Origin of the sequence: Oscillatoria sp. FACHB-1406 (assembly GCF_014698145.1) — a bacterium.
GTDB lineage: Bacteria > Cyanobacteriota > Cyanobacteriia > Cyanobacteriales > Spirulinaceae > FACHB-1406.
The window spans coordinates 27,139-50,753 of record NZ_JACJSM010000004.1 but is presented as its reverse complement, the minus strand read 5'-3'; the positions used below and the strand labels follow the sequence as shown (position 1 = coordinate 50,753).

The following is a 23,615-nucleotide window of genomic DNA, read 5'->3' as shown; positions in this document are numbered from 1 at the left end:
CGAGACTAATGACCGTTCGCTAATAACTGATAGCTAATCACTAAAATCATGAGTGCCGAAACATTGCTAACTTGTTTGCTGGTCTTCGTGCTGGCAAGTTTCGTTGGTTTTGAGATCATTAATAAAGTCCCGCCGACCTTGCATACGCCCTTAATGTCTGGGGCCAATGCTATTTCTGGGATTGCAGTTCTCGGAGCAATTTTAGTCTCCGGGGCAACCAACTTCCATCTCCCTGTCATTTTGGGATTAATCGCCGTTATTTTAGCAACAATTAACGTTGTCGGCGGCTTTCTTGTGACCGACCGAATGTTGCTAATGTTTGCGAAAAAAGAGAGCAAGGCTTGACATTTTAACCACCCGATAGGGTGACTCCAAAACCTCACGATGAGCGGTTTGTGTACTATTCACTGTTGCAGCCCTCGAAATAACGGTGACTTGGTTTCCAAGACAACCGCTCGTCCTTCTCAAACAAAAACCGTTTTTCTAAGACGGGGTTTCACACTCAGGAGTTTTCGATGAACTGGAGCGAATTAATTCCAACCGGCATTCAAGCCAGTTATTTGATTGCCATCGGCTTGTTTATTGTCGGTTTGAAAAAGTTAGGTTCTCCGGCGACGGCGCGCTTTGGCAACCAATTAGCGGCAGCAGGGATGTTAGTCGCTATTGTTGCGACGATGCTCGATCGCCAAGTTTTGAGCTATGGAGGGATTCTCGGCGCGATCGCAGTTGGCAGCGCCATTGGGGCCGTTTCCGCCTACAAAGTCGCGATGACAGCTATGCCGCAGATGGTCGGCATTTTCAACGGTTTGGGCGGTGCGGCTTCGGCTTTAGTCGCGATCGCGGAATTCTGGCGAGTGCTATCGAGCGGACAACCCCTCTCCCTCACCTCCGAAATTGTCATTCTCCTCGGCATTCTCATTGGTTGCGTCACCCTCACCGGCAGTCTTGTCGCTTTCGCCAAACTGCAAGAACTCCTCCCCGGCGCGCCTATTTTATTTCCCTTCCAACAATCGATTAACGCGCTCTTACTCGCAAGTTTCCTTGGCGGTAGCATTTACTTCTGCCTCTATCCCGAAAATCTTGCTGTCTTCTTTGGCTTAGTTGCGATTTCCCTCGCCCTCGGTATCCTCTTCGTCATCCCCATCGGCGGCGGCGATATGCCCGTCGTGATCTCGCTACTCAACTCCTACTCCGGACTCGCTGCGGCGGCTGCCGGTTTTGTCGTCAACAATAATATGCTCATTGTTGCGGGCGCGTTGGTAGGCGCTTCGGGGATCATCCTCACCCAGATCATGTGCAAAGCGATGAACCGTTCGCTGACAAGCGTTCTGTTTGGCGGATTTGGGGGCGCAAGCGAAGTCGGCGGCGGCGGTTCTTCGGGAACTTCCGGCGGTTCGATGAAGAGTATCGATCCCGAAGAAGGTGCGATGATGCTGGGGTACGCGCGATCTGTTGCGATTGTCCCCGGTTACGGAATGGCAGTCGCTCAAGCACAGCACGCCGTCCGCGAACTCGCCGAAATGCTTGAAAAGTCGGGCGTTGAAGTGAAATACGCCATTCACCCCGTTGCCGGACGAATGCCGGGACATATGAACGTCTTGCTCGCCGAAGCTAACGTTCCCTACACCCAGCTTTACGACATGGATGATATCAACCCTCAGTTCGATCAAACTGATGTGGCGCTAGTGATTGGGGCGAACGATGTGGTGAACCCCGCCGCGCGTCACGATCGCGGCAGCCCGATTTATGGAATGCCAATTCTTGAAGTTGATAAAGCCAAGCATACCATTGTCATCAAACGCGGGACGGGAACTGGTTTTTCTGGCGTTCAAAATGAGTTATTTTTCCAAGACCGTACCATGATGTTATTTGGTAGCGCTCGAGACGTTGTTGCTCAATTAGTTAATGAAGTCAAACAACTCGAGTAGTTTTTGAGATGCAATCCGATCGATCCTAAAATACGCAAAAATTGGCGAACCACAGAGAGCCAAAATACATAAAGTAGGGACGTTACATTTAACGTCCCTATTCTCTTGGGTGTGGCTTTCGGCGATTTCAAATTTCAGGCTCAATTCCTAATGCTCTGAGTTGAGCCGCTAATCGTTCGGCGCGCTGGTGTTCTTGTTCGGCGCGCTGGTGTTCTTGTTCGGCGCGTTGGCGTTCTTGTTCGGCACGCTGTTCGAGTTCGAGAGTCGTTAAAAACTTCCGCCCGTCGGGACGATAAATTAAGAGCGTTTCCGGAGTCAAAACAAAGCGAATTCCCAACCTCGGACTCGTAAATCCGTCTATTTCTTCAATGAAATTCAACTCCCCTTGTTGGCGCAGCATTCCATCGAGTTCGTTAGAATCGGGGTCGTAGATGTAATATTCTTCTACCCCATAGTCCTCGTAAAATCGGAGCTTTTTCACCATCTCTTTGAGACGATTTCCGGGAGAAAGAATTTCAAAGACGACTTGCGGTGCAATGTTGTCTTCTTTCCACTGTTGATACGAACCGCGATCGCCTTTAGGTCTTCCGAAGATAACCATTACATCGGGAGCGAGGCGAATTTCGGGGGAACCTTCGACTGCGTACCAAAGTAAGTCGCCCGCCACAAAAATTTCGGGATTGTCGGCGAAGAGCAGTTCGAGATTTTCTTTAATTAAGACAATCCAGCGATATTGTTTCGTATTATCTGCCATTGGTCGGCCGTCGCTGTCGGGGTAGAGAATTTCGCGATCGAGGGAGAGAGTCATTTTAGTTATCAGCGCCTGATGGCGGAGCAGTGGGCAGTCGGGAAAATTTACGCCGAAACGAGCAGTGAGAAACTGGGTTTGAGTTTCAGCAAGAGTAATCCGTTTGTAGCCGATGCTTTTATCTTCAGTTATACTTATATGAGATTTTCGCGTTACTTTTTAATATTAATGCAGTTTTGAGATCGAGTGAACTCCTATGAATTTCAATAACGATCCAGAAAGGGAACTCAAACGTCTGGAACAAAACTTAAACAAGCGAGAACAAGATTTACGTTTACGGGAACTTGAAGCCGAAATCAACCAAAACGACTCATCTAAAAGGACGAAACCAAATTCACCTGCAGCACAATTGCAACGCTTGGGAAAGAAAACTGTTAATGTTGTTAAATTTATTTTCTTTACGATTGTTGGAGTTTCCCTGGTCTACGCTGTGCTGGTGGTGGGGGGTTTGCTCATCTATTTAGGGATTGGTAGCTTAATTGGTTGGATCGTTTACCAAATATTTTTTAAAGAATAATTTTCCTAGCACCTAAAATAGCGAACAGGATTCAATCAATGGAGGACGGACAACGTTTATCGCTCTCCCCATTGTTTTCTTTAACAACCGGTGTTTTCGAGTTTAAACGGTTAGCTTGTATTTTTGTACTATTTTAAAAACAAGAGTTCGATAAAAACCTGAAGCTCGATCGCGACCCTGAAGAAATGAGGCTTTCAACTTAAGATAAAATAGAGACTTGCGACTCCGTTGAACTCACAGTTTAAGGATATGTAGAACATGGGCTATGCAATCGAAGTCGATCGCGACAGCTACAGCACAGAAGTTCTGGAAAAGTCCTACAAAACGCCAGTCTTAGTCGATTTTTACGCGACTTGGTGCGGTCCTTGCCAGCTTTTAAAGCCAATTTTAGAAAAATTAGTGCAAGAGTACGATTTTATCCTCGCTAAGGTTGATATCGATCGCGAACCGGACTTGGCGGGACAATACGGAGTTGAAGGCGTACCTGACGTGCGCGTTGTTACCCAAGGAGAAACGATTCCGGGGTTTGTGGGCGCGCTTTCGGAAGGGCAGTTGCGGGAGTTTTTGGGACGGCTGAATTTAAAGTCGTCGTTGGAGTTGGGTTTGGAGGAAGCTAACGCTGCGATCGCCTCCAAATATCCTCAACGGGCGAAAGAAATTTTCGATGATTTATTCGCTCGCTATCCCGATAATACTCGCGTTATTTTAGCGGCAGCGCAGTTTTTGCTGCGCGTCAATCTCTTAGATGCAGCAGAACAGATGCTCTCTACTATTGGCGCGGATAAGGGCGAGGATTACGCCCGCGCCCAGTCGCTAAAAACCTTGATTCAATTCCAACAAATCGTACAGCAGCCCACCGAAAGCGAACTCGATCGCGCCTTTGCAGAAGCGGCACGTTTGACGCTGGCGGAGGATTACGAGGGAGCGTTGCAAGCGTTTCTTGCGATCGTGCAAGAAAGCCGCAAATATCGGGATGATGGGGCGCGGAAGGCGATGTTATCGATTTTTAATTTGTTGGGGAGCAATCACCTGTTAACTCGCAAGTACCAGCAGGAGTTAACGTTTGCGCTTTATTAAAGCGCGCTCGCGCAAGACTCACCAAAGCACATCAGTTTAAGGAGCAATTTCGGTAACGACTTGACCGCCGGTATTTCCCGCGACTTCAATCTGCTGGGTGTCGAGATTTCCCGTCGCTTTAGGACCTTCTAAATGCAACGGGGGATCGGCTTGATCGTAAATAACATTGCCTTCTGCAAACAGAAGTTTTTGCGGAATTTGCCAGATCAGTTGGTTGGCGTAAAGATTGGCTTTTTTGCGGAGATTAATCGCTTGCGTGCCGCCTTGCAAGCGCACGAGTTGGCGTTCGATGTCGATGAAGCCTTGATTCCCGGTAGCCGTAAATCCGGCTTGGTGGTGAAGAACGCGCGTCGGTTGGTTGGTTTGGACGGTACGATTTTTGAGGTTCCAACTGGCGCTGTTGGAAGCAATTTGCATTTTGGGTTCGAGGGATTTTAGCTCGACGTTACCCTCAACGGTTGCAATTTGCGTGGCGAGGTTGATTTGCCCTTTTTTCGCAACGAGGCGATCGCTAACATTTTTGCCTTGATAGCGATCGACGGCAATCGGGCGATCGCTGCTGACGACTTTAGTTGGAATTTCCCAGAGTAGCCGTTCGGCTTGCAATTGCAAGGCGGGATCTTTGGCGATCGCTTTGGCTTGTCCGAGCAGTTCTAAACGCTGAGAACGGCTTTGGTAGCGTCCTTCTGTGGCAGAAGCATTAATATTACCGTTACTACCGGTCAAATTTTTACGCGCGATCGCGACATCTTCCTCGGGCCGCCACTCGAACTCATCTGCTTTCATAACCGCCTGATTGCGAGGATCGATCGCCACAATTTGGTCTTTGAGCAGCACTTTTTTGCCGTTTTCTTCTAATTCGCCCAGCCGCGATCGCACCTGCAACACGATTTTGCCATCTTGATACAGGTTTCCCTTCACCCCTTCGAGATAGACGTATTTGCGCTCTTTGGAATATTTTGTTTTTGCCGCCTCTAATTTCCAGAGCGGTTGACCGTTCTTATCCTTCTGCTCCAGCGTTACATTTTCAGCAGTTAACCCTTCTTCGACGGGAGAAGCGGGCGAAGAGACTGCTGCTTGCTGCTGCGATTGGGGAGCGCGCTGGCATCCCAAAAATCCAACGCTCAACCCCAACAGCATACAGCCCAGCGCGCCGCTCGCTAACCTCATTCCTTTGATATCCTTCAGCATTCAAGCTCAAAATTGCCGTTTGCGATCGCCAGTTTAACCTGTTGACCCCGAACCTCCGGCGAAGTTCCGCGCCCGAATAGCCCTTATCGCTGGTTCTCTTCATTTAAAATTCGGATGCCGGGGAAGGTTCGGTAGTGAGGACTATGGGCGCTATGCTTTGGGTGTTTTTGAATATCTTCCTTGATTTGATCCAAGTCGATATAGCGATCCGCCACATTAATCAAGCTGTCGCTCGTCATCGAGCGCAAGCTTACCACTTCCACCCGCGCCCCGCGATAACTGACCGCATCGACAGCGTAAGCGAGATCGCCGTCGCCGCTGACGAGAACTGCCGTATCGTAAGCGCCCACTAAAGCCATCATATCGACCGCAATTTCGACATCCAAATTCGCTTTTTTCGAGCCATCGGGGAGTTGAACCAAGTCTTTAGCAATGACGCGATAGCCGTTGCGCCGCATCCACAATAGAAAGCCTTGCTGCTTTTCGTTGGTGCGATCGACTCCCGTGTAAAAGAAGGCTCGCAAAAGCCGCGATCCCGAGGTCAGGCGATACAGAAGTTTCGTGTAATCGATTTCTAGTCCGAGTTGTAAAGCTGCATAAAAGAGATTCGAGCCGTCAATAAAAATTGCGACTCGACCTCGGTTCTCCAAGACTTGTTCCGGCGGAAAAACCGGGTCGTCGCTAAAACTTTCTTCTAGCATGGCTATACCTCATTTATTATCTAAAAAATATGAAAAACAGGATGTTTTGAGAGATTTCGCTTCCGGAGGAATCACCTTACAGAAGGATAGTTCCTCTAAATAGCAAAGACGCTCAACTCGAAGCGGGAAGTTCCAGTTGGGGAAAAATCGGACGAGATTGACCGAGCGCTTGCCCTGGCGGTAAGATGCCCCATTGACTGTGATTCTGAAAAAGTTCTCTACTATTAACTAGATTTTTATTGTTAAAGTCAATCCCGAAGCCGAGTTGCTGGTAAACCGCATTGCTAAGGTTGGGAACAATCGGTGCCAGAAGATACGCTGATAATCTAACTGATTCTAAAACAGAATACAATATCTCTTCGACCTCGGCTTGTTTTTTTTGCTTATAGAGGCTCCAAGGCGCTTGCTCGTCAATGTATTTATTGCACCCTCGAATCAAAATAAAGATTTCTTCACACGCCTGTCTGAACGCCAGCGAGTCGTAAGCTTGTGAAACTCGCTCTCCCAATCCTAAACCCAGAGATTTAAGTATGCAATTTTCCGAAATTTCACTTCCCGATCGCTCTGGTACTTGCCCGCGACAATATTTTTTTGCCATACCGAGGGTTCGATTGAGTAAATTACCAAAGCTATCGGCTAAGTCCGCATTCAAAATATTAACAAATCGAACTTCATTGTAGTCGCCGTCTTGCCCTAGCTCGATTTCCTTAAGGAAATAATAACGAACTGCATCCGAGCCATAGCGCTTGACTAGCTCGAAGGGATCGACGGTGTTTCCCAGCGTTTTTCCCATTTTACGGCCATCTTTAGTTAGAAAACCGTGACCGAAAACTTTTTCAGGGGGGGAAATCCCTGCTGAGAGTAACATGGCAGGCCAATAGACCGCATGAAACCGCAAAATATCTTTGCCAATGAGATGTAAATTTATCGGCCACCCTTGAGATAAAGCGTTCTCTAAGGTCGGTTCGGCATCGGGTTCCAGGAGGGCGGTGACATATCCTAAAAGTGCGTCGAACCAAACATAAATAGTATGTTGGGGATCGGTCGGAACAGGGAAGCCCCAATCGAGATCGATACGAGAAATAGAGAAATCTTGCAGTCCTTGGCGGACGAATTTTAACACTTCATTGCGACGCGATTCCGGTTGAATAAAGCTGGGGCGATCGCGATAGAGGTCTTCTAGTTGTTGTTGGTAATTGGAGAGTTTGAAAAAGTAATTTTGTTCGTCGCGCCATTCAGCTTTTTGGTTGGTGTGGATTTGGCAGTTCCCCGTCTCTGTGAGTTCCCGCTTTTCTTTAAATTCTTCGCAGGCGACGCAGTACCAGCCTTGTTGTTGAGCTAGATAAATGTCGCCGCGCTCCCAAACGCGCATAAAAAATTCTTTGACGATGCGTTTGTGGTTATCGGCGGTGGTGCGGCTGAAGCGATCGTACTGAATTTCGAGCAAATTCCAAAGTTCTGCAAAGCGTGCAACAACGCGATCGCAATGTTCTTGCGGTGCTAATTGGTTCGCTTCGGCAGTGCGTTGAATCTTTTGCCCGTGTTCGTCAGTCCCGGTAATGAAGAGGACAGATAGCCCTTGGAGGCGTTTGAAGCGCGCGATCGCGTCGGCTGCTATTGTCGTATAAGCGCTCCCGATATGGGGAACATCATTGACATAATACAAAGGAGTCGTCAGCGCAAACGTTTCCGGGGGTTGATGAGAGGCGTTCATGAAATAATACTTAGATTTTTAATAATCTCTCTGGCGATCGCGATCGCGATTCTTGGAACTACGATCCCCAGAAATAGAGGCGTATATTTAATCGATAAACTTAACGGCTTGGCAAGTCGAGCGAGGCACTCTGTCTCAAGTTTTCCGCTCTACCGAGAGGCAGCCGTTTAAAGCGCTTCGTCGATTTTGGGAAGTTGAGAGACTCGATCTCGCTAACAATCTTGCACGTGCAAGTCAATTCTACAATCCCCTAGGATAACCTAAAAAGCTCTTGTAGAAAGACGCAATTCTATCCTTTCCCTCACCTCGATCGTGTTTTGCACCCCTAAGCTGTTCGTCATTTAAATTGCGATCTGGGACTGACGGGGAGAGAGGGAGAGATTGAGTTTACCCAATTTAAATGCGCCTTAGCTTAGCAATGGCTCGGGAATTCACCCATCTGCTTGCCTCCCCTTCCATCGCACCCGGCAACGTACAATGGAGCCATTGGGCAAGATTCCCAGAAATTGCCGCGCGATCGTCCAATTCAGCGAGAACTCAAATCAACCCGACTTCAATCGAATGTCCCGACCCGTTCGCCTGAATTTGAATTTTGGTCTTAAAACCGTGCCATTGGATCGCTGATAACTGATAACCGATGACTGATAACCGTAATGACTTATCTTTCCTTTTTGAAGCCGAGAAAAAGCAATCCCAACGCTCCTCTCTTCGTTTACCTGCCGGGAATGGACAGCACCGGGCAGTTATTGCACGCCCAGATTGGGAGTTTGGAATCCTGCTTTGACGTGCGTTGCGCTGCGATCCCCGCTGAAAATTTGCAAGACTGGGATGCCCTACAGAGGCAGGTGACGAATGCGATCGAAGCCGAACGGGGGCAAAGACAAGTTGTTTTATGCGGCGAGTCGTTTGGGGGGTGCTTGGCGATGAAAGTCGCGATCGCGCAACCCGAAGCCATTGATACTCTAATTCTAAGCAATCCCGCTTCGTCGTTTAGCCGCTATCCCCTCTACCATTGGGCGATTCCTTTGGTTGAATCCTTTCCGGAACCCCTGTATCGCGGAACAGCCGGAATCCTACTCCCCTTTTTAGCAGAGACGCGGCGAGTCGAACCTAAAAATAGCTCGGCGCTGCTAGCGGCAATGCAGTCGCTTCCCCCTAAAACCGTCAGTTGGCGTTTATCCCTATTGCGCGACTTTCAGATCGATCGCAAACAACTCCAGCGCTTTAACAAACCCGTCGTTTTAATTGCAGGAGCCGCCGATCGCTTATTACCTTCGGTCCAAGAAGCAAAGCGTTTAGCCGGACTGTTCCCCGATGCTCGGATTTGTATCCTACCCGACAGCGGTCATGCTTGCCTGCTCGAAAAGGAGATTAAACTCGATCGCATTCTCAAGCGCTACGGCACGCTCCCGCAGAACCTCTCATCTGAAGAATCATCTTTCTCTTCTACCCCAGCAGCTTAATAACTAATGATAAGTTCCTTTAGTTGTCTTCCCTCTGGGGTATAAGTCTAATGTCGTGTTACAAATCTTTATCATTGTACCGTTGTCGCTTATACTACCCAATGGACTTGTAAATAGAAGGAGCAAAAAGAACGATGTCGGAGGCAAAAATGCCGCTGACAGTCCCTAGAGAGTTTTTACAACCCCCGGGCGGTCTAAATCCAACGTTATTGATGCTAGTCGCTTCCATCGTCCTTTTGACGATTTCGACGTACGGCTACTGGCTGTGGGGTTGGCATCATTGGTGCAGTTTCTGGATGAACGTGCTGGCGCTTCACCTCGCTGGCTCTGTCATTCACGATGCTTCGCACAACGCAGCACATCGCAACAAAATTGTCAATGCGATTTTGGGACACGGCAGCGCACTAATTTTAGGGTTTGCATTCCCCGTATTTACGCGAGTTCACCTCCAGCATCACGCTAACGTTAACGATCCGGAGAACGATCCCGATCATTTTGTTTCCACTGGCGGTCCGTTATGGTTGATTGCACCCCGCTTCTTCTATCACGAAATTTTTTTCTTTAAGCGGCGTTTGTGGAGAAAATACGAGTTGCTCGAATGGTTTCTCAGCCGTTTGTTTTTAGTCGTTTTGGTTTATTGTTCGCTCCAGTACGGCTTTTATAATTACTTAATTAACTATTGGCTGTCAGCGGCGTTAGTTGTAGGGATAGCGTTAGGGTTGTTTTTTGATTATCTCCCTCACCGTCCTTTTCAAGAACGAAATCGCTGGAAAAACGCGCGAGTCTATGCCAGTCCGATTTTAAATATTGCCATTTTTGGTCAAAATTATCACTTGATCCATCACCTGTGGCCTTCTATTCCTTGGTACAAATATCAAGCGGCTTATCGGGCTACTAAACCGCTGTTAGAATCAAAAGGTAGCCATTTATCGCTAGGAATATTTCAAGGAAAAGATTTTTGGATTTTTCTTTATGATGTTTTTTTAGGCATTCGCTTTCACCCTAGGAAACCCAAAAATAATCCCTCAGATTCTTAGGGAATTCTGGATATTAAATCGAGCGGAGAAGCTTGACAGTACGGTGAACGGGAGCAGGTCAAACTTGCGCCGCGATCGCCCTCATCCCCCGGCCCCTTCTCTGCCCCCTCCTCATTCCCCCCGCAATTCTGGTGGGGATGACAGAGGATGCTTCGCTGTTTGTTGAACGGCGAAGGGGAGTAGCCTCAAAGTCGTCTCCCAAAGTTGGGAAAGGGATTTAGGGAGAGGGCGACAAAAGTGACTTGCTCCCACGGGGAACTCGAGTAGGGATATTCAATTGAATGTTCCTACCGATGAATAATTTTAAGGTCAATCCATTAAAATAGATTGCCGTCATTAGCCGTAAAATTAATTCATGGTGGGACGACCCTCCTAGCAGATCGGATCGCTCTTAAGCGTAGAGTTGAGATAGCAAAGGTCAAGCGCGTGGTATTTAACTAAGACTGAATTGACCGATCCTTAAACTCATGCTTACTGACCGTTCAAAATTTTTAAGATTTAATTTTTAATTTCGCGAAGCGATATTAGCCATGTCAGATTCCATGAAGTGGGCCAACGCCTTTTCGACTCGTCCTTCCCTAGAAGCGGCAGTCAATGAGGTTGTCGAAACCGCCCGAGAATCGCTCGCTTGCAAGCCCGATTTAGGAATTATCTTTATTTCTGCCGCCTTTGCTAGCGAATATCCCAGACTAATGCCACTTTTAGCAGAACAACTCCCCGAACCGATTCTAATTGGCTGCGGCGGGGGCGGTGCGATCGGCAGCGGGCCAGTCGGAGCGGAAGCGCAGGAAGTGGAACGCTCGCCTGCACTGAGTTTGACCCTTGCCCGCCTGCCGGAAGTTGAAATTACGACCTTTCATCTGTTAGAAGCCGATCTGCCGGACTTGGATGCGTCGCCCGATCGCTGGGCGGAGGCAATTGGGGTATTTCCCGAAGCTCAACCTAAGTTTATTTTGCTAGCGGATCCGTTCAGTTCCCAAATTAACAATCTGTTGCAAGGGATCGATTATGCCTATCCCGGTTCGGTGACGATTGGGGGACTGGCGAGTGCGGGGAGTAGTAATCTCGGGATGAGCTTATTTAGTAACAATCGCCATTATCAGGAAGGGACGATTGGCGTAGCCCTGAGTGGCAAGATTGTCATCGAAACCATTGTCGCTCAAGGTTGCCGTCCCATCGGTCAGCCCTATCGCATTATCCAAGGGGAACGCAACGTGCTGTTGCAACTGCAACCGGATAGCGAGCGATCGGCGACAACGGCTGCACAAACGCCGTTAGAGGCTTTGCAAAGCATTATCCAGACTTTGAACCCAGAGGATAGACAACTCGCCCAACACTCGCTGTTTATCGGGTTAGTGCGCGATGAATTCAAGCCAGATTTAGATCGGGGCGATTTTTTAATTCGGAACATCATCGGGATCGATCCTCGGCTTGGTGCGATCGCGATCGGCGATCGCGTGCGCCCCGGACAGCGCATCCAGTTCCACCTGCGCGACGCTCGTACCTCAGCCGAAGACTTAGAAATGTGGCTGCAAAAGCGTCAGGGCGATGCAGCGGGCGCGCTGCTCTTCTCCTGTTTGGGACGCGGCGAGGGACTTTACGGAAAGCCCAACTTTGAATCTCAACTCTTCGATCGCTATTTTAAAGACGTTCCTTTAGGCGGCTTTTTCTGCAACGGCGAAATCGGCCCGGTGGGTGAAAGTACGTTCTTGCACGGCTATACTTCGGTGTTTGGGATTTGCCACGAGATTGGGAATTACGCTTAGTTTGAATTAAGGGGCAAGGATACAATTAAGAGCGAAGCACCTGCAATTATTTAACGTCAGTTCGGGATAAGCCGAAAGCCTCATTCTTTCGTTCGCTCTAACCCCGATTCCTTCGTAAAATGAGTGTAAAAATAGCCTTAACCCGAACTCAGGTTATTTAGAACATCCCCAACTCTGGGCAGAAGTGCATAATCGGTTAATCGTTAATCTAGCCGATACCCTCGGTCCGCAGCTACGTCCGAAGTACCGCGTAGCAGTGGAAAAGCGAACTTACCTCGATCGCGTTGAATCGGTTTTTGTCGGCTTGCCCGATGTGACGATTTCTACCCCCATTCCCAAAATTGAAACTCCTAGCGAACCTCTTGGAGTCTTGGCGACAGCACCCGCAATTGCCGTGAGAACGCCGATGTCGGAAGAGGTGAGAGAATATTTTTTAGAAATTCGAGAAATTGCAACGGAAACTGTTATAGCGGCGATCGAGATTTTATCACCAAAAAACAAACGTTCCGGAGTCGGGCGAGAGAGTTATCTTCGCAAGCGTTGGGAAGTTTTGGGCAGTTTAACCCATTTCATCGAGATTGACTTGCTGCGAGAGGGAAAACCGATGGAATTAGTAGAAGAAAGACCGACGGGGGATTATAACATTCTCGTGAGTCGGAGCAATCGCCGTCCCTGGGCGGAATTGTATGTTTTTGGGGTGCGATCCCGAATTCCAGCCTTTGCCTTGCCCCTGTGCGCGGGCGATGAAGAACCCCTCGTCGATTTGCAAGCCGTATTGAGCGAAGTTTACCAGCGCGCGGGTTTCGATCTCGCGATCGACTATGCAGCAGAAGCAAACCCGCTACTACCGAAAGAAGATCGGATTTGGGCAGATGAAATACTACGACAGCAAGGAAGGCGTTAGCTTATTCTTTGCTCTCGCGTACTTATCCGAGTCAAGCAATTTGATGATTCTAATGCCGTTTGGCACTGCTGCGCGATCGCCCATAATTCTTCCGAGTCATTAACGTTTTGCGTTGCGTTTTGCAGCATTAAAATCGCTTGTTCTGCTGCTTGAAAGTCAGGAATTCCTCCCACCACAGCAACAATTTTTGGATGCGGAGTTATTTCCACTGTTTCCACCTTGCAAACCAAAGATTCGTGTAATTTTTCGCCGGGACGCAAGCCAATAATCTCAATGGGAATATCGACATGAGGAACAAATCCTGCCAGTTCGATCGCTTGTTCTGCTAGGTCGTAAATTCTCACCGGCTGCCCCATATCTAGGATCAATGTTTGCCCCGACTTCCCTACAGCTAAGCTTTGAATCACCAACTGCGAGGCTTCCGGTGCTGTCATGAAATAGCGCGTCATCTCTCGATCTGTCACCGTCACCGGACCGCCCCGCGCGATTTGTTCCTGGAAAATGGGAACGACGCTGCCGCGACTCCCTAAAACATTGCCGAATCGTACTACCAAAAAGCGAGTATTGCTCTGGTGCGCCTGCGCCTTAACCAGCAGTTCTGCTAGGCGCTTGCTTGCTCCCATAAAGTTACGGGGATCGACCGCCTTATCGGTAGAAATCATCACAAAACTTTTAACCCCGTAGCGTTGGGCGAGTGCGGCGAGTTGGGCGGAAGCGAGGCTGTTATTTTCCAGCGCTTCCGTCGGGTTGTGCTGCATCAAGGGGACGTGCTTGTGGGCGGCAGCGTGGAAGATAATATCAGGTTGCCAGGTTTTGAGAATCCATTCGATGCGATCGCGATGGCGGATATCAGCGATGAGGGGTGTCATCTCTACCGTCGGAAATTGGCGTTTAAGGCTCCGTTCGACGTGAAAGATACTGTTTTCCCCTCGACCCAGTAACAAGAGGCGCTGCGGGGCTAAACGGGCGATTTGGCGGCAGATTTCCGAGCCGATGGTTCCTCCTGCGCCGGTGACGAGGATCGTTCGTCCGGCAACTTGTTCTTGGGCGGAGGAGAAGAGAGTATCGAACTGCTCGGCAAAGTCAAGATGGATTTCGGCGCGTCCGAGGATGTCTTGAATTTGGATTTCCCGCGCTTGGGGGGCAAGGGAGCGATCGCGCAGTAGTTCGCCGTGACTGGGGATAATCTTAAGGTCAAGGGACGTACCGCGCGCCAGAGCGACGATGTGGCGAATTTGCTCTGCTCTGGCTGAAGGCATGGCGATCAGGACTTCTTTGACCTGATGGTACTGCGCGATCGCGACCAGTTGAGAGGTCGTACCGAGAACTTTAATCCCTTCTACCGTGCGTCCGACTTTGGTGCGATCGTCGTCCAGAAAACCCACAACTTTGAAATTGAGACTGGGATTTTGCCGAACTTCTTGCGCTACCAGGGATCCCGCTTGTCCCGCGCCGATGAGCAGTACCCGCTTTTGCGGTTCGTTACGCTGCCTTCGCCGCCACAAAGGTTGCTGTGCAGAACGACGGCGGGCGTAGCGCAGGGCGACCATTCCCATCAAGCAGAAGCACCAATCGATGACGGACACGCCGAGGGGAACGCCAACGAAATTGAGCCACCAGCGCGGGAGCAAGAGGCGAGTGAGGACGAGGGTGAAAAGAGAGAAGAAGGTAACGGCGTTGAATAGGCGAATGAAGTCCTTGAAGCCAAATAAACGCCAGACTTGTTGGTATAAACCAAAGGCAGCATTAGTTAGCAGTCGTCCGGGAATGGCGAGGAGGGGGAGGACGATGGCGATGGTGTCGTGGGGGGGGACGACGCTGCCCTCGAACCGTATCGGAAAGGCGAGGTAGAACGCAAACCCAGCAGTGAAGGCATCAAGTGCAAATTGTGCGAAACGGTAGGTGGAAGGGAAGGGAAATCGTTTGACCATAAGGGGCGCGATCGATTGCTCGAAACTTTAGAGGATTTTAACCGCTTGCAGGCAGTTTCCTAGCACGCGAGTGTTGAGTCGCGTCTATGGGATTGATTGAGTCAACCACGCAGCCAGAGCCTTTTCATCAATCTCTGCCGATGCCAATCCTTCCATCATCAGAACAACCTCCGGTTCTGGAACCGTCAAGCCATAGCCATTCAACCCTAAGAAAACGTACATTGCCATGAAAGCCGTGCGTTTATTGCCATCAATGAAAGGATGGTTATTACATAGGGCGAAACCGTAGGCGGCGGCTAAAGCGGGTAAAGAAACCTCTGGCTCGTAGGCAAAGCGATGGCGGGGGCGAGCCAAACTCGCACTCAGCATCCCACTATCCCTTAGTCCCGATAAACCACCGTATTGGGAGATTAAAGCCTCGTGAATTGCCAGAACTATGGGTTCTGTCAGCCATGTCGGTTGATTCACCGAGCTAATTCCTTGAGGGCGTGGCGGAACTTTTGGCTTCCTTGTCGGTAAATTGCCATCGCCCGCTCAAAGTCGGGATCGTAAGGACTGAGTTCGAGTCCTCGTTCGGTTTCCGTGACAAAGAGAGTGTCCCCTTCAGTAAGGTTCAGCCGCTCTAACCATTCTTTGGGGAAGGTTACGCCCACTGAGTTCCCAATCCGTCGCAGTTTTATTGTTTGAAGCATCTTTGGCTCTCCCCGTAACTACAAATGTAACTACTTTAACTCAAAAGCCCGACATTCGGTCATTTTCCCTCTTCTCTACTCAGTTCGGCTTTGATGTGGGGAATTTGCTCGCGGATAATAGCGGCGAGGGTAGCGAGCATGAAACCCGCGATGAGGGAAAGGATAGCAATTTGGAGTGGAGAGCGAGCTTTTTGGGTAACTTCCGAGAAAGTTTTGATCTCGATGGGGAGGACGATTTTGGCGATTTCGGCGATTTTGCCGCTAGCTTGTTGGAGGTATTGACGATCGACTTCTAGGGAAGCAATGGAAGATAAGTAGGCAGCACGTTGGACTTCGAGGGCTTCAAGGCGGGGCGTATTACTCGCTGGGGTTTTGGCAATGTCAGCTTCTACACTTTTGAGGATTTGGCGCGATCGCTGGATTTGGAGCGAGATCGTCTCTAAATAGGGTTTAATGGTATCGACGATCTCGTCTTGGAAGTCGGTTTGGAGTTGGGTTGCGATCGCGTTGGGAGTAAGCTGTTTAAGGGCTTCGGGATTCGGCGATCGCAGCGTTAGGGCGATTTCTTGTTTGGTGGCATCGTAGGTAGGCTGCGCGGAAATTTCCTTCCACTCTTGACTTTTGAGCTTCTCTGTGGCTAAAGTGTTGGCGCGGGCTGCATCCAGTCCTATTTGTTGATTGGCGGATAGTGCGATCGGTTTCGAGCCAACGCTCAAGGTCAATTGCCGTTCGTAGGCGTTGGGTTTGAGCAAGGTGAAGGGGAGCGCGATCGCGACGAAGCCTAGGGTGACGAGGCTAATGAAGCGCCAATTGCGGTGCAGAAAGCGGATGATATCGACCAGGGAGATTTCATCGTCGTCGATGGGGGCGGAGGTGGTCTGAATTTCTTGGGTCATAAGCTGAGAAATTGGGTATCAAACAGCTTACAGTATTCCAGAAATTGGAATTATTTCAGGAGATCGGGACAGCTTCACATCAATTCTGATATTCAGATGCCCCCAATCTCACGCGACAGCAAATCCGGTAAATTGTCGCACGTAAGGCGCTCTGAATCCCAGAATAATATCGCTTTTAGGGACTCCAAGCTCGACCAATTGCTGGGCAAGTCCTTCTTCAGTAAAATCTTGTTGAATCCAAATTTTGCCATCGATCAGATCGATGTGAATCGGACAGCCGTGAAAGCGCTCTTCTCCGCGCCATCCGATGTATAGAAGTAGGTAGCGATCGCGCCGTTCGTCAAAGAGCAGATTGGCTTGAATTTCATTATTTGGGGGATATTCGTTGGCGTGTTGCTGAATGACTGTTTGAATTAATTCTCGATAGTTTAGTCGATCCATAGTGCGATCTCCTGTTTTTCAATCTCAAACACGAGTAACTTAATTTTGTTTTGTGAAATTACTTTTTTGATGAATGGATCGTTAAAAAAGTTTTGATAAATATCTTTTGGTAGCGCTAAATATAAAATTCTTTCAATTTTCAAATCTTCTAGTGCCAAACGATAGTTAATATATTGACCAACAGCAGTGTGAAATTCGTAGATTGTCGATAAGCCAACAAAACTTTTGACTTCTACAGCGATTTTTCGCGTTCCTTTTTCTGCTGAAAGTAATTTTTCCGCAGCTAAGTCTATTTTAACAGTAGCCCGACGACTGGGACTTAAAGTCAGCGGATTGTTGGTAATCGTCCAGCCATCCTTTTCTAAAGCCAAGCGCACGGTATCGTGGAAAATGTCTTTAGCTGTCATTAGAGCGAGTTGTCAGCACGGAATCTAAAATTGATTTTAACTCAATGCTCTTAAAAATCTAAGGCTCTTTTAAGAGCATTCTGAAAAAAGTCTAAAGAATTTGTCACGATCGCGCAATTTGCAACTCCAGCGCCTCTAAACTGGGTTTTAGGGTATCGAGCAGTTCATCTTGGAGGTCGGTTTGGAGTTGGGTTGCGATCGCGTTGGGAGTAAGCTGTTTAAGGGCTTCGGGATTCGGCGATCGCAGCGCTAGGGCGATTTCCTGCTTAGTTGCATCGTAGGTAGGCTGCGCGGAAATTTCCTTCCACTCTTGACTTTTGAGCTTCTCTGTGGCTAAAGTGTTGGCGCGGGCTGCATCCAGTCCTATTTGTTGGTTGGCGGATAGTGCGATCGGTTTCGAGCCAACGCTCAAGGTCAATTGCCGTTCGTAGGCGTTGGGTTTGAGCAAGGTGAAGGGGAGCGCGATCGCCACGAAGCCTAGGGTGACGAGGCTAATGAAGCGCCAATTGCGGTGCAGAAAGCGGATGATATCGACCAGGGAGATTTCATCGTCGTCGATGGGGGCGGAGGTAGTTTGAATTTCTGGGGTCATAGATGGAGAGTTGGAGTGTTAATTCACGTCCAGTATTCCAGAAAGTAGAATGATTTCGGCAAGAAATGAATAAAGCTAATCTTTAATCTAGCGGAATTCTATCGATAAGTAGAGAATTAAAATCGAGCGTATTCTTGAGGATAAACCGGGCTTAGAAAGTCGAATCCAGGATGCAGTGAATCAGGGATATAAGTATGGACGCAAGAGCGCGAGCAAGAAGACGTTTTTAAACAAATATGTAATACTAAAAAATCGTAACGAGAAAGGATAATACTTGAGAACTTCAAAAATTATTAACTATTGGGATGCTTTTAAAAATAAGTCTACCAATCGTAAAATATTTGCTGCTGCTGTAGTCGTTGCTGCTATGACCATACTCGTCAACTTTGCGAGTATCTGTAAGCAACTTACGCTCGCTTGGAAATTTGGTAGAGGAGACGATATTGATGCTTTTCTGATCGCATTTATTCTCCCTTCTTTTCTCGTTAACGTTATAGGAGGTTCTTTGAATGCAGCTTTTATTCCAACTTATATTCAGGTTCGACAGCAAGAAGGAGTAGTCTCTGCTCAGAAGCTATTTTCTACCGTTTCCGCCTCAAGTTTGATTTTATTAACTTTGGCTAATCTCCTCACCGTTACTACTGCTCCTTTTTATTTAAAGCTTTTGGGGAGTAACTTTAGTCCTGAAAAACTCCATCTTACTTTTCAACTACTGTGCATAGTTAGCCCTCTTATAATCTTCAGTGGAATTATTACAATTTGGAGTGCTGTACTAAATTCAGGAGAGCGATTTGCCCTGGCGGCTTTCACTCCAGCCATTACTCCTATTGTCTCAATTGTTTTCCTTATCGCTTTCCCATTTCTTGGAATTTATGGGCTTGCTCTGAGTTTACCTCTAGGAACAGTATTAGAAATAATAGCTTTGGGAAAAGCATTACAGAAGCAAGGTATTTCATTTATTCCTCAACTCCGTTACTGGGGAGTGCATCTCAATCAAGTAGCCAGTCAATATATTCCTATGATTGCTGGCGCTTTTTTATTAAGCAGTACAAGTTTAATAGATCGCGCAATGGCAGCGATGCTGGAGCCAGGTAGTGTAGCAGCTTTAGATTATGGAAACCGTTTAATTGCTTTGCCGCTTGGGTTAGCTACTACAGCGTTAAGTACAGCTTTTGTTCCTTATTGTTCTCAGATGGTCGCACAAGGAAATTGGTTTGGTGCAATTGATACAACTAAAAAATATATTTTCCTGTCTTTCGCGCTCTCTATCCCCCTTACAATTCTTCTTGTTATCTTTTCTGTTCCCCTAGTAGAATTAGTATTTCAAAGAGGAGCTTTCACTGCTCGCGATACTCGGATAGTGGCACAAATACAATCATGCTATGCACTTCAAATTCCTTTTTATATCAGTGGAATTGTCTTAGTCAGGTTGATTTCTTCCTTAAAATCAAACCATATTTTAATGTATGGAGCCTTGATTAGCTTAGTTGTAAACTGTTTATTGAATTACATTTTCGCAGAAGTTATCGGAGTCAAAGGTATTGCGCTTTCTACAAGTTGCGTATACGTCATATCTTTTATTTATCTTCTGTTCTATAGTGTTAGAACTTTAAAGAACTACGTGGCGGGATAAGTTATGGACAAAGCTGGAAAAAAATACTGGGATGATTGTTGGTCAAATAGCGATCTGCCGAAGCCGATAGATCCCTACGATCGAAATTGGAACAACTATGTTAATAGACAGTTTCATGAGTATTTCTCAAAATTATTTACCAGTTTGGGAGCAGGGGATAAAAAGCTCCTCGAAATCGGTTGTGCGAGATCGGCTTGGCTGCCTTATTACCGTCGCGAGTTTGGCTACAGTATCACTGGGATAGACTATTCTGAAATTGGTTGCGAAGCAAGTCGTCAAATTCTAACGAGTGCTGGAGTAGAAGGGGAGGTCATCTGTGCTAATTTCTTTACACCCCCTGATAATTTAGTCGATTTTTTTGACATTGTAGTGTCTTTTGGAGTAGTCGAACATTTTGATAAAACTTCGGATTGCCTTTCAGCTTTTTCCAGATTTTTACATAAAAGTGGAATTATCATAACGATCGTACCTAATTTATCTGGAATTATCGGATATTTACAAAAACTCATAAATGAAGAAGTGTATAAAATACATATACCTCTTAATCGAGAAGAACTAAGACGATTTCATCAAGAAGCTGGCTTTTCTATAAGCCACTGCGATTATTTTCTAGCAACAAACTTTGGAGTTCTTAATGGAGAACAAATGGATGAAAAATCATGTTCTACCAAGCTTAAGCAAAAGTTTCAGGTTAATTTAAGTCGATTTTCTAAATTGCTAAATGTTGTAGATGAAAAAATCATTTCTCTGCCCAAGAGTCAATTCTTATCCCCCTACATTATTTGTACAGCCAAAAAGTTATGTTAAAACAGTTTTTTCTGTGAATAAACTAATAAATTGAAGTTCATATCGCAAAAATCATGAATTTAACTTTAGTGATAAATTCTCTTGGTGCAGGAGGTGCTGAACGAGTTCTATCTATTATGGCAAACTATTGGGCAGAAAAAAAATGGAAAATAACCCTGTTAACTTTTGATGATGGTCGAGAAGCACCATTTTATGAATTAGATAACCACATCAATCATATTCCCTTAAATATTGCAAGTAACTCCTTCGATTTTTTGGCGGCTATTGGAAACAATGTTAAACGATTAAAACGCTTGCGTTCAGCGATGTCTCATAGCAAACCAAATGCTGTAATCAGTTTCATGGATAAAACTAATGTACTGACATTACTGGCAACATATCAATTAAAGATACCAATTCTTATATCAGAACGTGTAGATACTTCAGCCTACAAAATTTCTAACAGTTGGGAAATGCTGCGTAGGTTGAGTTATCCTTTAGCAGATAAACTTGTGCTTCAGACCCAGGCAGCAAAAGAAAATTTTCCTCTGGCACGGCAACTAGATATTTCAATCATACCAAATCCAATCCTAGCTCCTCCTGATTCTAGAGAAATATTAGTTAGGCAGCTACTACACAAACCATCGCTTATTGCTATGGGACGACTCACGGCTCAGAAAGGATTCGATCTCTTACTACAAGCTTTTAACAAAATACAAAAGTCTTTTCCGGAATGGAAGTTGATAATTCTAGGAGAAGGGGAACTTCGCCAAGAACTTGAGAGTCTACGCGATCGACTGGGTTTACGAGATTATGTGAATTTTATTGGTAAAGTAAAAAATCCCTATGAATTCTTTCTACAGGCAGATATTTTTGTGCTGGCATCTCGTTTCGAGGGATTTCCCAACGCTCTCTGTGAAGCAATGGCTTGTGGACTTCCTGTTATCTCTACAGATTGTGCTAATGGACCTAGAGAAATTATTCGCAACGGTATTGATGGGATTTTAGTTCCCAATCAAGATGTTTCTGCGTTAGCCGAAGCGATGGAAAGGCTGATGGCAGATGAAAGGGAAAGAATACGGTTAGCTACTCGCGCCAAAGAAATAACAGAGCGATTCAGTCTTGAAAAAGTCATGTTAATGTGGGAAACTTTATTATTAGAGTGCGTTGGAGGTGATTGATGATTAATATATTTGAAAAAGAAATTAAGAGCGGAGAGCGATTTGAATTCGGCAAAAACTGGAGACGTTTTTTGTCAGTTCTTAATGAAGAACGAATTATCGAGGCAGAAAAATCTTTAAAAGATAAATTAGAAACTGTAAGTTTAGAAAATAAAACATTTCTTGATATTGGATCGGGTAGTGGATTGTTTTCTTTAGCTGCCCGTCGTTTAGGAGCCACTGTTCATTCTTTTGACTACGATCCAGACTCAGTAAGTTGTACCAAAGAGTTAAAGCGTCGTTATTTTATGGACGATCCTAAATGGAAAATTGAGGAAGGCTCAGTTTTAAATAAAGCTTATCTAACTTCATTAGGAGAGTTTGATATAGTTTATTCTTGGGGAGTGTTACATCATACTGGGTCAATGTGGGAAGCCTTAGAAAATATTGATTTAGTTGTTAAAAAAAATGGTAATTTGTTTATATCTATTTATAACGATCAGGGGGGAAAATCTGTCAGGTGGAGAAGAGTGAAATCTTTTTACTGTTCTAGTTTGTTAGGTAAAGTGATAGTTTCAAGTATATTTATCCCTTATTTTGCTTTAGGAGGATTAGCCGTAGACCTCGTAAAATTTAAAAATCCTACTTTACGTTATACTGAGTATTTTAAATCGCGGGGTATGTCGCGATTTCACGATTGGTTTGATTGGCTGGGAGGCTATCCTTTTGAAGTAGCAAAGCCCGAAGAAATTTTTATGTTTTTTCGCAATAAAAAATATTTATTAAAACAATTAAAAACTTGTAGCGGTGGATTGGGATGTAATGAATATGTCTTTATGAAGCAGACATGAAAAAACTTGTCTTTTTACTACGATCTTTGAATATCGGTGGAGCGGAACGTCAGTTAATTAATTTAGCTAAGTCTCTTCCTTTGAATGATTTTGATGTTACAGTTGTTGAATTTTATTCGGGTGGGGAGTTAGAGCAAGAAATAATAGAAAGTGAAGTTAAGCTTGTTTCTTTAAACAAGTTAGGGCGATGGGATGTTGTTGGTTTTTTCTATAGGCTATTTCAGTGTTTAAAGCAAATTAAACCAGATATATTGCATGGGTACTTAGGTGTACCTAATATCTGTACGGCTTGCTTAAAACCTTTATTTATCTCCACTCGTATTGTCTGGGGAGTTCGAGCATCTAATGTAGATTTTAATCATTATAACTGGTTATCTGATCTAGTATTTAAGCTTGAATGTTTGCTATCTCGTTACGCCGATCTAATTATTGTTAACTCAAATGCAGGTCATAAGTATCACCGAAAGCATGGCTTTCCAAAGGAAAAAATGACTGTTATTCCCAACGGCATTGATACTGAAAAGTTCAAGCCCGATCGCATAGCTAGGCAACGTATAAGAGCAGAATGGGGACTTACTAATGAGATTACTTTAATTGGTTTAGTAGGGCGACTAGATCCAATGAAGGATCATCCAAATTTTTTAAAGGCTGCCGCTCTTCTGTTGCAGTCGCGTTCGGATGTAAAATTTGTCTGCGTGGGTTCTGGAGAAGATAATTATACAAAAGAGCTTTATCACTTAGCTTCCACTCTTAACATCGAGCAACAAGTAATTTGGGCAGGAAAACGAGAAGATATGGTAGCTGTTTACAACGCTATAGATATTTTAGCTTCTTCTTCTTCTTGTGGAGAAGGATTTCCGAATGTTATTGGCGAAGCGATGGCTTGTGGAGTTCCCTGTATCGTGACTGATGTAGGAGATTCTGCTTGGATTGTTGGGGACACAGGTATAGTCGTACCCGCGAAAAATCCTGAATCTTTGAAAATAGCTATGGAAAAGTTAATAGGGAGCGATCGCAATAACATATACAAACAGGAAGAAATTCGTCAGCGAATAATAGAAAATTTTTCACTACTAAATTTAGTGACAAAAACCAAGTCTGTTTTGCTGAACCTGTAAAA

At 46.2% G+C, this 23,615-nt stretch carries 24 protein-coding genes and 1 pseudogene; 14 read left to right on the top strand and 11 right to left on the bottom strand.

Annotation, left to right across the window (positions count from 1 at the left end):
- The first annotated feature begins 48 nt into the window (after positions 1–48).
- Positions 49–345 carry an NAD(P) transhydrogenase subunit alpha gene (locus H6G50_RS05940; protein WP_190714257.1) on the top strand — a complete coding sequence of 99 codons (297 nt, stop codon included), beginning with the start codon at positions 49–51 and terminating at the stop codon, positions 343–345.
- Positions 346–515: 170 nt separating this feature from the next.
- Positions 516–1,928: an NAD(P)(+) transhydrogenase (Re/Si-specific) subunit beta gene (locus H6G50_RS05935; RefSeq protein WP_190714255.1), complete on the top strand. Its 1,413-nt coding sequence runs from the start codon at positions 516–518 to the stop codon at positions 1,926–1,928.
- Positions 1,929–2,055: 127 nt separating this feature from the next.
- Here the strand turns inward: H6G50_RS05935 and H6G50_RS05930 are convergent, their stop codons facing one another.
- Entirely contained in the window at positions 2,056–2,736 is a 681-nt protein-coding gene (locus tag H6G50_RS05930) for a Uma2 family endonuclease (RefSeq protein ID WP_190714254.1), read from the bottom strand.
- A gap of 196 nt (positions 2,737–2,932) precedes the next feature.
- Between H6G50_RS05930 and H6G50_RS05925 the strand changes: the two genes are divergently transcribed.
- Both H6G50_RS05925 and H6G50_RS05920 read left to right on the top strand, forming a co-directional pair.
- Positions 2,933–3,253: a hypothetical protein gene (locus tag H6G50_RS05925; protein WP_190714252.1), complete on the top strand. Its 321-nt coding sequence runs from the start codon at positions 2,933–2,935 to the stop codon at positions 3,251–3,253.
- Positions 3,254–3,511: 258 nt separating this feature from the next.
- Positions 3,512–4,330, top strand: coding sequence for a tetratricopeptide repeat protein (locus H6G50_RS05920; protein ID WP_190714250.1), 819 nt, complete (start codon positions 3,512–3,514; stop codon positions 4,328–4,330).
- A gap of 36 nt (positions 4,331–4,366) precedes the next feature.
- Here H6G50_RS05920 and lptC read toward each other — a convergent pair whose 3' ends face one another.
- The 3 genes from lptC to metG all read right to left on the bottom strand — a co-directional run bounded on the left by lptC (position 4,367) and on the right by metG (position 7,936).
- On the bottom strand, positions 4,367–5,521 hold the full coding sequence (gene lptC / locus H6G50_RS05915) for an LPS export ABC transporter periplasmic protein LptC (RefSeq protein ID WP_190714247.1): 1,155 nt from the start codon (positions 5,519–5,521) through the stop codon (positions 4,367–4,369).
- Positions 5,522–5,604: 83 nt separating this feature from the next.
- Positions 5,605–6,222: an NYN domain-containing protein gene (locus H6G50_RS05910; protein WP_190714245.1), complete on the bottom strand. Its 618-nt coding sequence runs from the start codon at positions 6,220–6,222 to the stop codon at positions 5,605–5,607.
- Positions 6,223–6,334: 112 nt separating this feature from the next.
- A complete protein-coding gene (metG, locus tag H6G50_RS05905) occupies positions 6,335–7,936 on the bottom strand; it encodes a methionine--tRNA ligase (RefSeq protein ID WP_190714244.1) in 1,602 nt (533 codons plus the stop codon).
- Positions 7,937–8,336: 400 nt separating this feature from the next.
- On the opposite strand from metG, the gene H6G50_RS05900 reads away from it, so the two are divergent.
- From H6G50_RS05900 to H6G50_RS05880, 5 genes and pseudogenes are all read left to right on the top strand, one after another.
- Positions 8,337–8,519 (top strand): hypothetical protein, encoded by a 183-nt coding sequence (locus tag H6G50_RS05900; protein WP_190714242.1) that lies wholly within the window; start codon positions 8,337–8,339, stop codon positions 8,517–8,519.
- 70 nt (positions 8,520–8,589) lie between these two features.
- On the top strand, positions 8,590–9,399 hold the full coding sequence (locus H6G50_RS05895) for an alpha/beta hydrolase (protein ID WP_190714240.1): 810 nt from the start codon (positions 8,590–8,592) through the stop codon (positions 9,397–9,399).
- Between the two features lie 134 nt (positions 9,400–9,533).
- Positions 9,534–10,436: a beta-carotene hydroxylase gene (gene crtR, locus H6G50_RS05890; RefSeq protein ID WP_190714238.1), complete on the top strand. Its 903-nt coding sequence runs from the start codon at positions 9,534–9,536 to the stop codon at positions 10,434–10,436.
- 542 nt (positions 10,437–10,978) lie between these two features.
- The gene (locus H6G50_RS05885; RefSeq protein ID WP_199302743.1) at positions 10,979–12,202 is read left to right on the top strand and encodes an FIST N-terminal domain-containing protein; all 1,224 of its coding nucleotides are present in this window, start codon (positions 10,979–10,981) and stop codon (positions 12,200–12,202) included.
- 166 nt (positions 12,203–12,368) lie between these two features.
- Positions 12,369–13,106: pseudogene (locus tag H6G50_RS05880) on the top strand (DUF4058 family protein); the annotation flags it as partial.
- Here H6G50_RS05880 and H6G50_RS05875 read toward each other — a convergent pair.
- From H6G50_RS05875 to H6G50_RS05845, 7 genes are all read right to left on the bottom strand, one after another.
- Positions 13,103–15,037 carry a nucleoside-diphosphate sugar epimerase/dehydratase gene (locus tag H6G50_RS05875; RefSeq protein ID WP_190714232.1) on the bottom strand — a complete coding sequence of 645 codons (1,935 nt, stop codon included), beginning with the start codon at positions 15,035–15,037 and terminating at the stop codon, positions 13,103–13,105. The pseudogene H6G50_RS05880 and the gene H6G50_RS05875 sit on opposite strands and share 4 nt — an antisense overlap.
- 84 nt (positions 15,038–15,121) lie before the next feature.
- Positions 15,122–15,505, bottom strand: a complete 384-nt coding sequence (locus H6G50_RS05870) for a type II toxin-antitoxin system death-on-curing family toxin (RefSeq protein WP_190714230.1) — start codon at positions 15,503–15,505, stop codon at positions 15,122–15,124.
- Entirely contained in the window at positions 15,502–15,729 is a 228-nt protein-coding gene (locus H6G50_RS05865; protein ID WP_190714228.1) for an AbrB/MazE/SpoVT family DNA-binding domain-containing protein, read from the bottom strand. The genes H6G50_RS05870 and H6G50_RS05865 overlap by 4 nt, the downstream gene beginning before the upstream one ends.
- Before the next feature lie 59 nt (positions 15,730–15,788).
- Positions 15,789–16,625, bottom strand: a complete 837-nt coding sequence (locus H6G50_RS05860; RefSeq protein ID WP_190714226.1) for a Wzz/FepE/Etk N-terminal domain-containing protein — start codon at positions 16,623–16,625, stop codon at positions 15,789–15,791.
- Between the two features lie 108 nt (positions 16,626–16,733).
- Complete coding sequence (locus tag H6G50_RS05855; RefSeq protein ID WP_190714225.1) at positions 16,734–17,066, bottom strand: XisI protein; 333 nt, start codon at positions 17,064–17,066, stop codon at positions 16,734–16,736.
- Positions 17,054–17,473: an element excision factor XisH family protein gene (locus H6G50_RS05850; RefSeq protein ID WP_190714223.1), complete on the bottom strand. Its 420-nt coding sequence runs from the start codon at positions 17,471–17,473 to the stop codon at positions 17,054–17,056. Before H6G50_RS05850 ends, H6G50_RS05855 begins: the two co-directional genes overlap by 13 nt.
- Positions 17,474–17,576: 103 nt before the next feature.
- The gene (locus tag H6G50_RS05845) at positions 17,577–18,065 is read right to left on the bottom strand and encodes a Wzz/FepE/Etk N-terminal domain-containing protein (RefSeq protein ID WP_190714220.1); all 489 of its coding nucleotides are present in this window, start codon (positions 18,063–18,065) and stop codon (positions 17,577–17,579) included.
- Positions 18,066–18,339: 274 nt separating this feature from the next.
- Between H6G50_RS05845 and H6G50_RS05840 the strand changes: the two genes are divergently transcribed.
- Genes H6G50_RS05840 through H6G50_RS05820 form a run of 5 tightly spaced genes read left to right on the top strand, consistent with a single transcriptional unit; the run spans position 18,340 to position 23,613 of the window.
- The gene (locus H6G50_RS05840; RefSeq protein WP_242032729.1) at positions 18,340–19,698 is read left to right on the top strand and encodes a lipid II flippase MurJ; all 1,359 of its coding nucleotides are present in this window, start codon (positions 18,340–18,342) and stop codon (positions 19,696–19,698) included.
- Between the two features lie 3 nt (positions 19,699–19,701).
- Positions 19,702–20,505: a class I SAM-dependent methyltransferase gene (locus H6G50_RS05835; RefSeq protein ID WP_190714218.1), complete on the top strand. Its 804-nt coding sequence runs from the start codon at positions 19,702–19,704 to the stop codon at positions 20,503–20,505.
- Positions 20,506–20,558: 53 nt separating this feature from the next.
- On the top strand, positions 20,559–21,665 hold the full coding sequence (locus H6G50_RS05830; RefSeq protein WP_190714216.1) for a glycosyltransferase family 4 protein: 1,107 nt from the start codon (positions 20,559–20,561) through the stop codon (positions 21,663–21,665).
- The gene (locus tag H6G50_RS05825) at positions 21,665–22,495 is read left to right on the top strand and encodes a class I SAM-dependent methyltransferase (RefSeq protein ID WP_190714214.1); all 831 of its coding nucleotides are present in this window, start codon (positions 21,665–21,667) and stop codon (positions 22,493–22,495) included. The genes H6G50_RS05830 and H6G50_RS05825 overlap by 1 nt, the downstream gene beginning before the upstream one ends.
- Entirely contained in the window at positions 22,492–23,613 is a 1,122-nt protein-coding gene (locus H6G50_RS05820; protein WP_190714212.1) for a glycosyltransferase, read from the top strand. The genes H6G50_RS05825 and H6G50_RS05820 overlap by 4 nt, the downstream gene beginning before the upstream one ends.
- Positions 23,614–23,615: the final 2 nt, after the last annotated feature.

Coding starts and splice junctions, on each gene's coding strand:
- H6G50_RS05910 (WP_190714245.1), bottom strand. CDS start 6,222: ATGCTAGAAGAAAGTTTTAGCGACGACCCGGTTTTTCCGCCGGAACAA.
- H6G50_RS05875 (WP_190714232.1), bottom strand. CDS start 15,037: ATGGTCAAACGATTTCCCTTCCCTTCCACCTACCGTTTCGCACAATTT.
- H6G50_RS05865 (WP_190714228.1), bottom strand. CDS start 15,729: ATGCTTCAAACAATAAAACTGCGACGGATTGGGAACTCAGTGGGCGTA.
- metG (WP_190714244.1), bottom strand. CDS start 7,936: ATGAACGCCTCTCATCAACCCCCGGAAACGTTTGCGCTGACGACTCCT.
- H6G50_RS05855 (WP_190714225.1), bottom strand. CDS start 17,066: ATGGATCGACTAAACTATCGAGAATTAATTCAAACAGTCATTCAGCAA.
- H6G50_RS05850 (WP_190714223.1), bottom strand. CDS start 17,473: ATGACAGCTAAAGACATTTTCCACGATACCGTGCGCTTGGCTTTAGAA.
- H6G50_RS05820 (WP_190714212.1), top strand. CDS start 22,492: ATGAAAAAACTTGTCTTTTTACTACGATCTTTGAATATCGGTGGAGCG.
- H6G50_RS05925 (WP_190714252.1), top strand. CDS start 2,933: ATGAATTTCAATAACGATCCAGAAAGGGAACTCAAACGTCTGGAACAA.
- H6G50_RS05920 (WP_190714250.1), top strand. CDS start 3,512: ATGGGCTATGCAATCGAAGTCGATCGCGACAGCTACAGCACAGAAGTT.
- lptC (WP_190714247.1), bottom strand. CDS start 5,521: ATGCTGAAGGATATCAAAGGAATGAGGTTAGCGAGCGGCGCGCTGGGC.
- H6G50_RS05940 (WP_190714257.1), top strand. CDS start 49: ATGAGTGCCGAAACATTGCTAACTTGTTTGCTGGTCTTCGTGCTGGCA.
- H6G50_RS05860 (WP_190714226.1), bottom strand. CDS start 16,625: ATGACCCAAGAAATTCAGACCACCTCCGCCCCCATCGACGACGATGAA.
- H6G50_RS05825 (WP_190714214.1), top strand. CDS start 21,665: ATGATTAATATATTTGAAAAAGAAATTAAGAGCGGAGAGCGATTTGAA.
- H6G50_RS05885 (WP_199302743.1), top strand. CDS start 10,979: ATGAAGTGGGCCAACGCCTTTTCGACTCGTCCTTCCCTAGAAGCGGCA.
- H6G50_RS05930 (WP_190714254.1), bottom strand. CDS start 2,736: ATGACTCTCTCCCTCGATCGCGAAATTCTCTACCCCGACAGCGACGGC.
- H6G50_RS05845 (WP_190714220.1), bottom strand. CDS start 18,065: ATGACCCCAGAAATTCAAACTACCTCCGCCCCCATCGACGACGATGAA.
- H6G50_RS05835 (WP_190714218.1), top strand. CDS start 19,702: ATGGACAAAGCTGGAAAAAAATACTGGGATGATTGTTGGTCAAATAGC.
- H6G50_RS05830 (WP_190714216.1), top strand. CDS start 20,559: ATGAATTTAACTTTAGTGATAAATTCTCTTGGTGCAGGAGGTGCTGAA.
- crtR (WP_190714238.1), top strand. CDS start 9,534: ATGTCGGAGGCAAAAATGCCGCTGACAGTCCCTAGAGAGTTTTTACAA.
- H6G50_RS05900 (WP_190714242.1), top strand. CDS start 8,337: ATGCGCCTTAGCTTAGCAATGGCTCGGGAATTCACCCATCTGCTTGCC.
- H6G50_RS05935 (WP_190714255.1), top strand. CDS start 516: ATGAACTGGAGCGAATTAATTCCAACCGGCATTCAAGCCAGTTATTTG.
- H6G50_RS05895 (WP_190714240.1), top strand. CDS start 8,590: ATGACTTATCTTTCCTTTTTGAAGCCGAGAAAAAGCAATCCCAACGCT.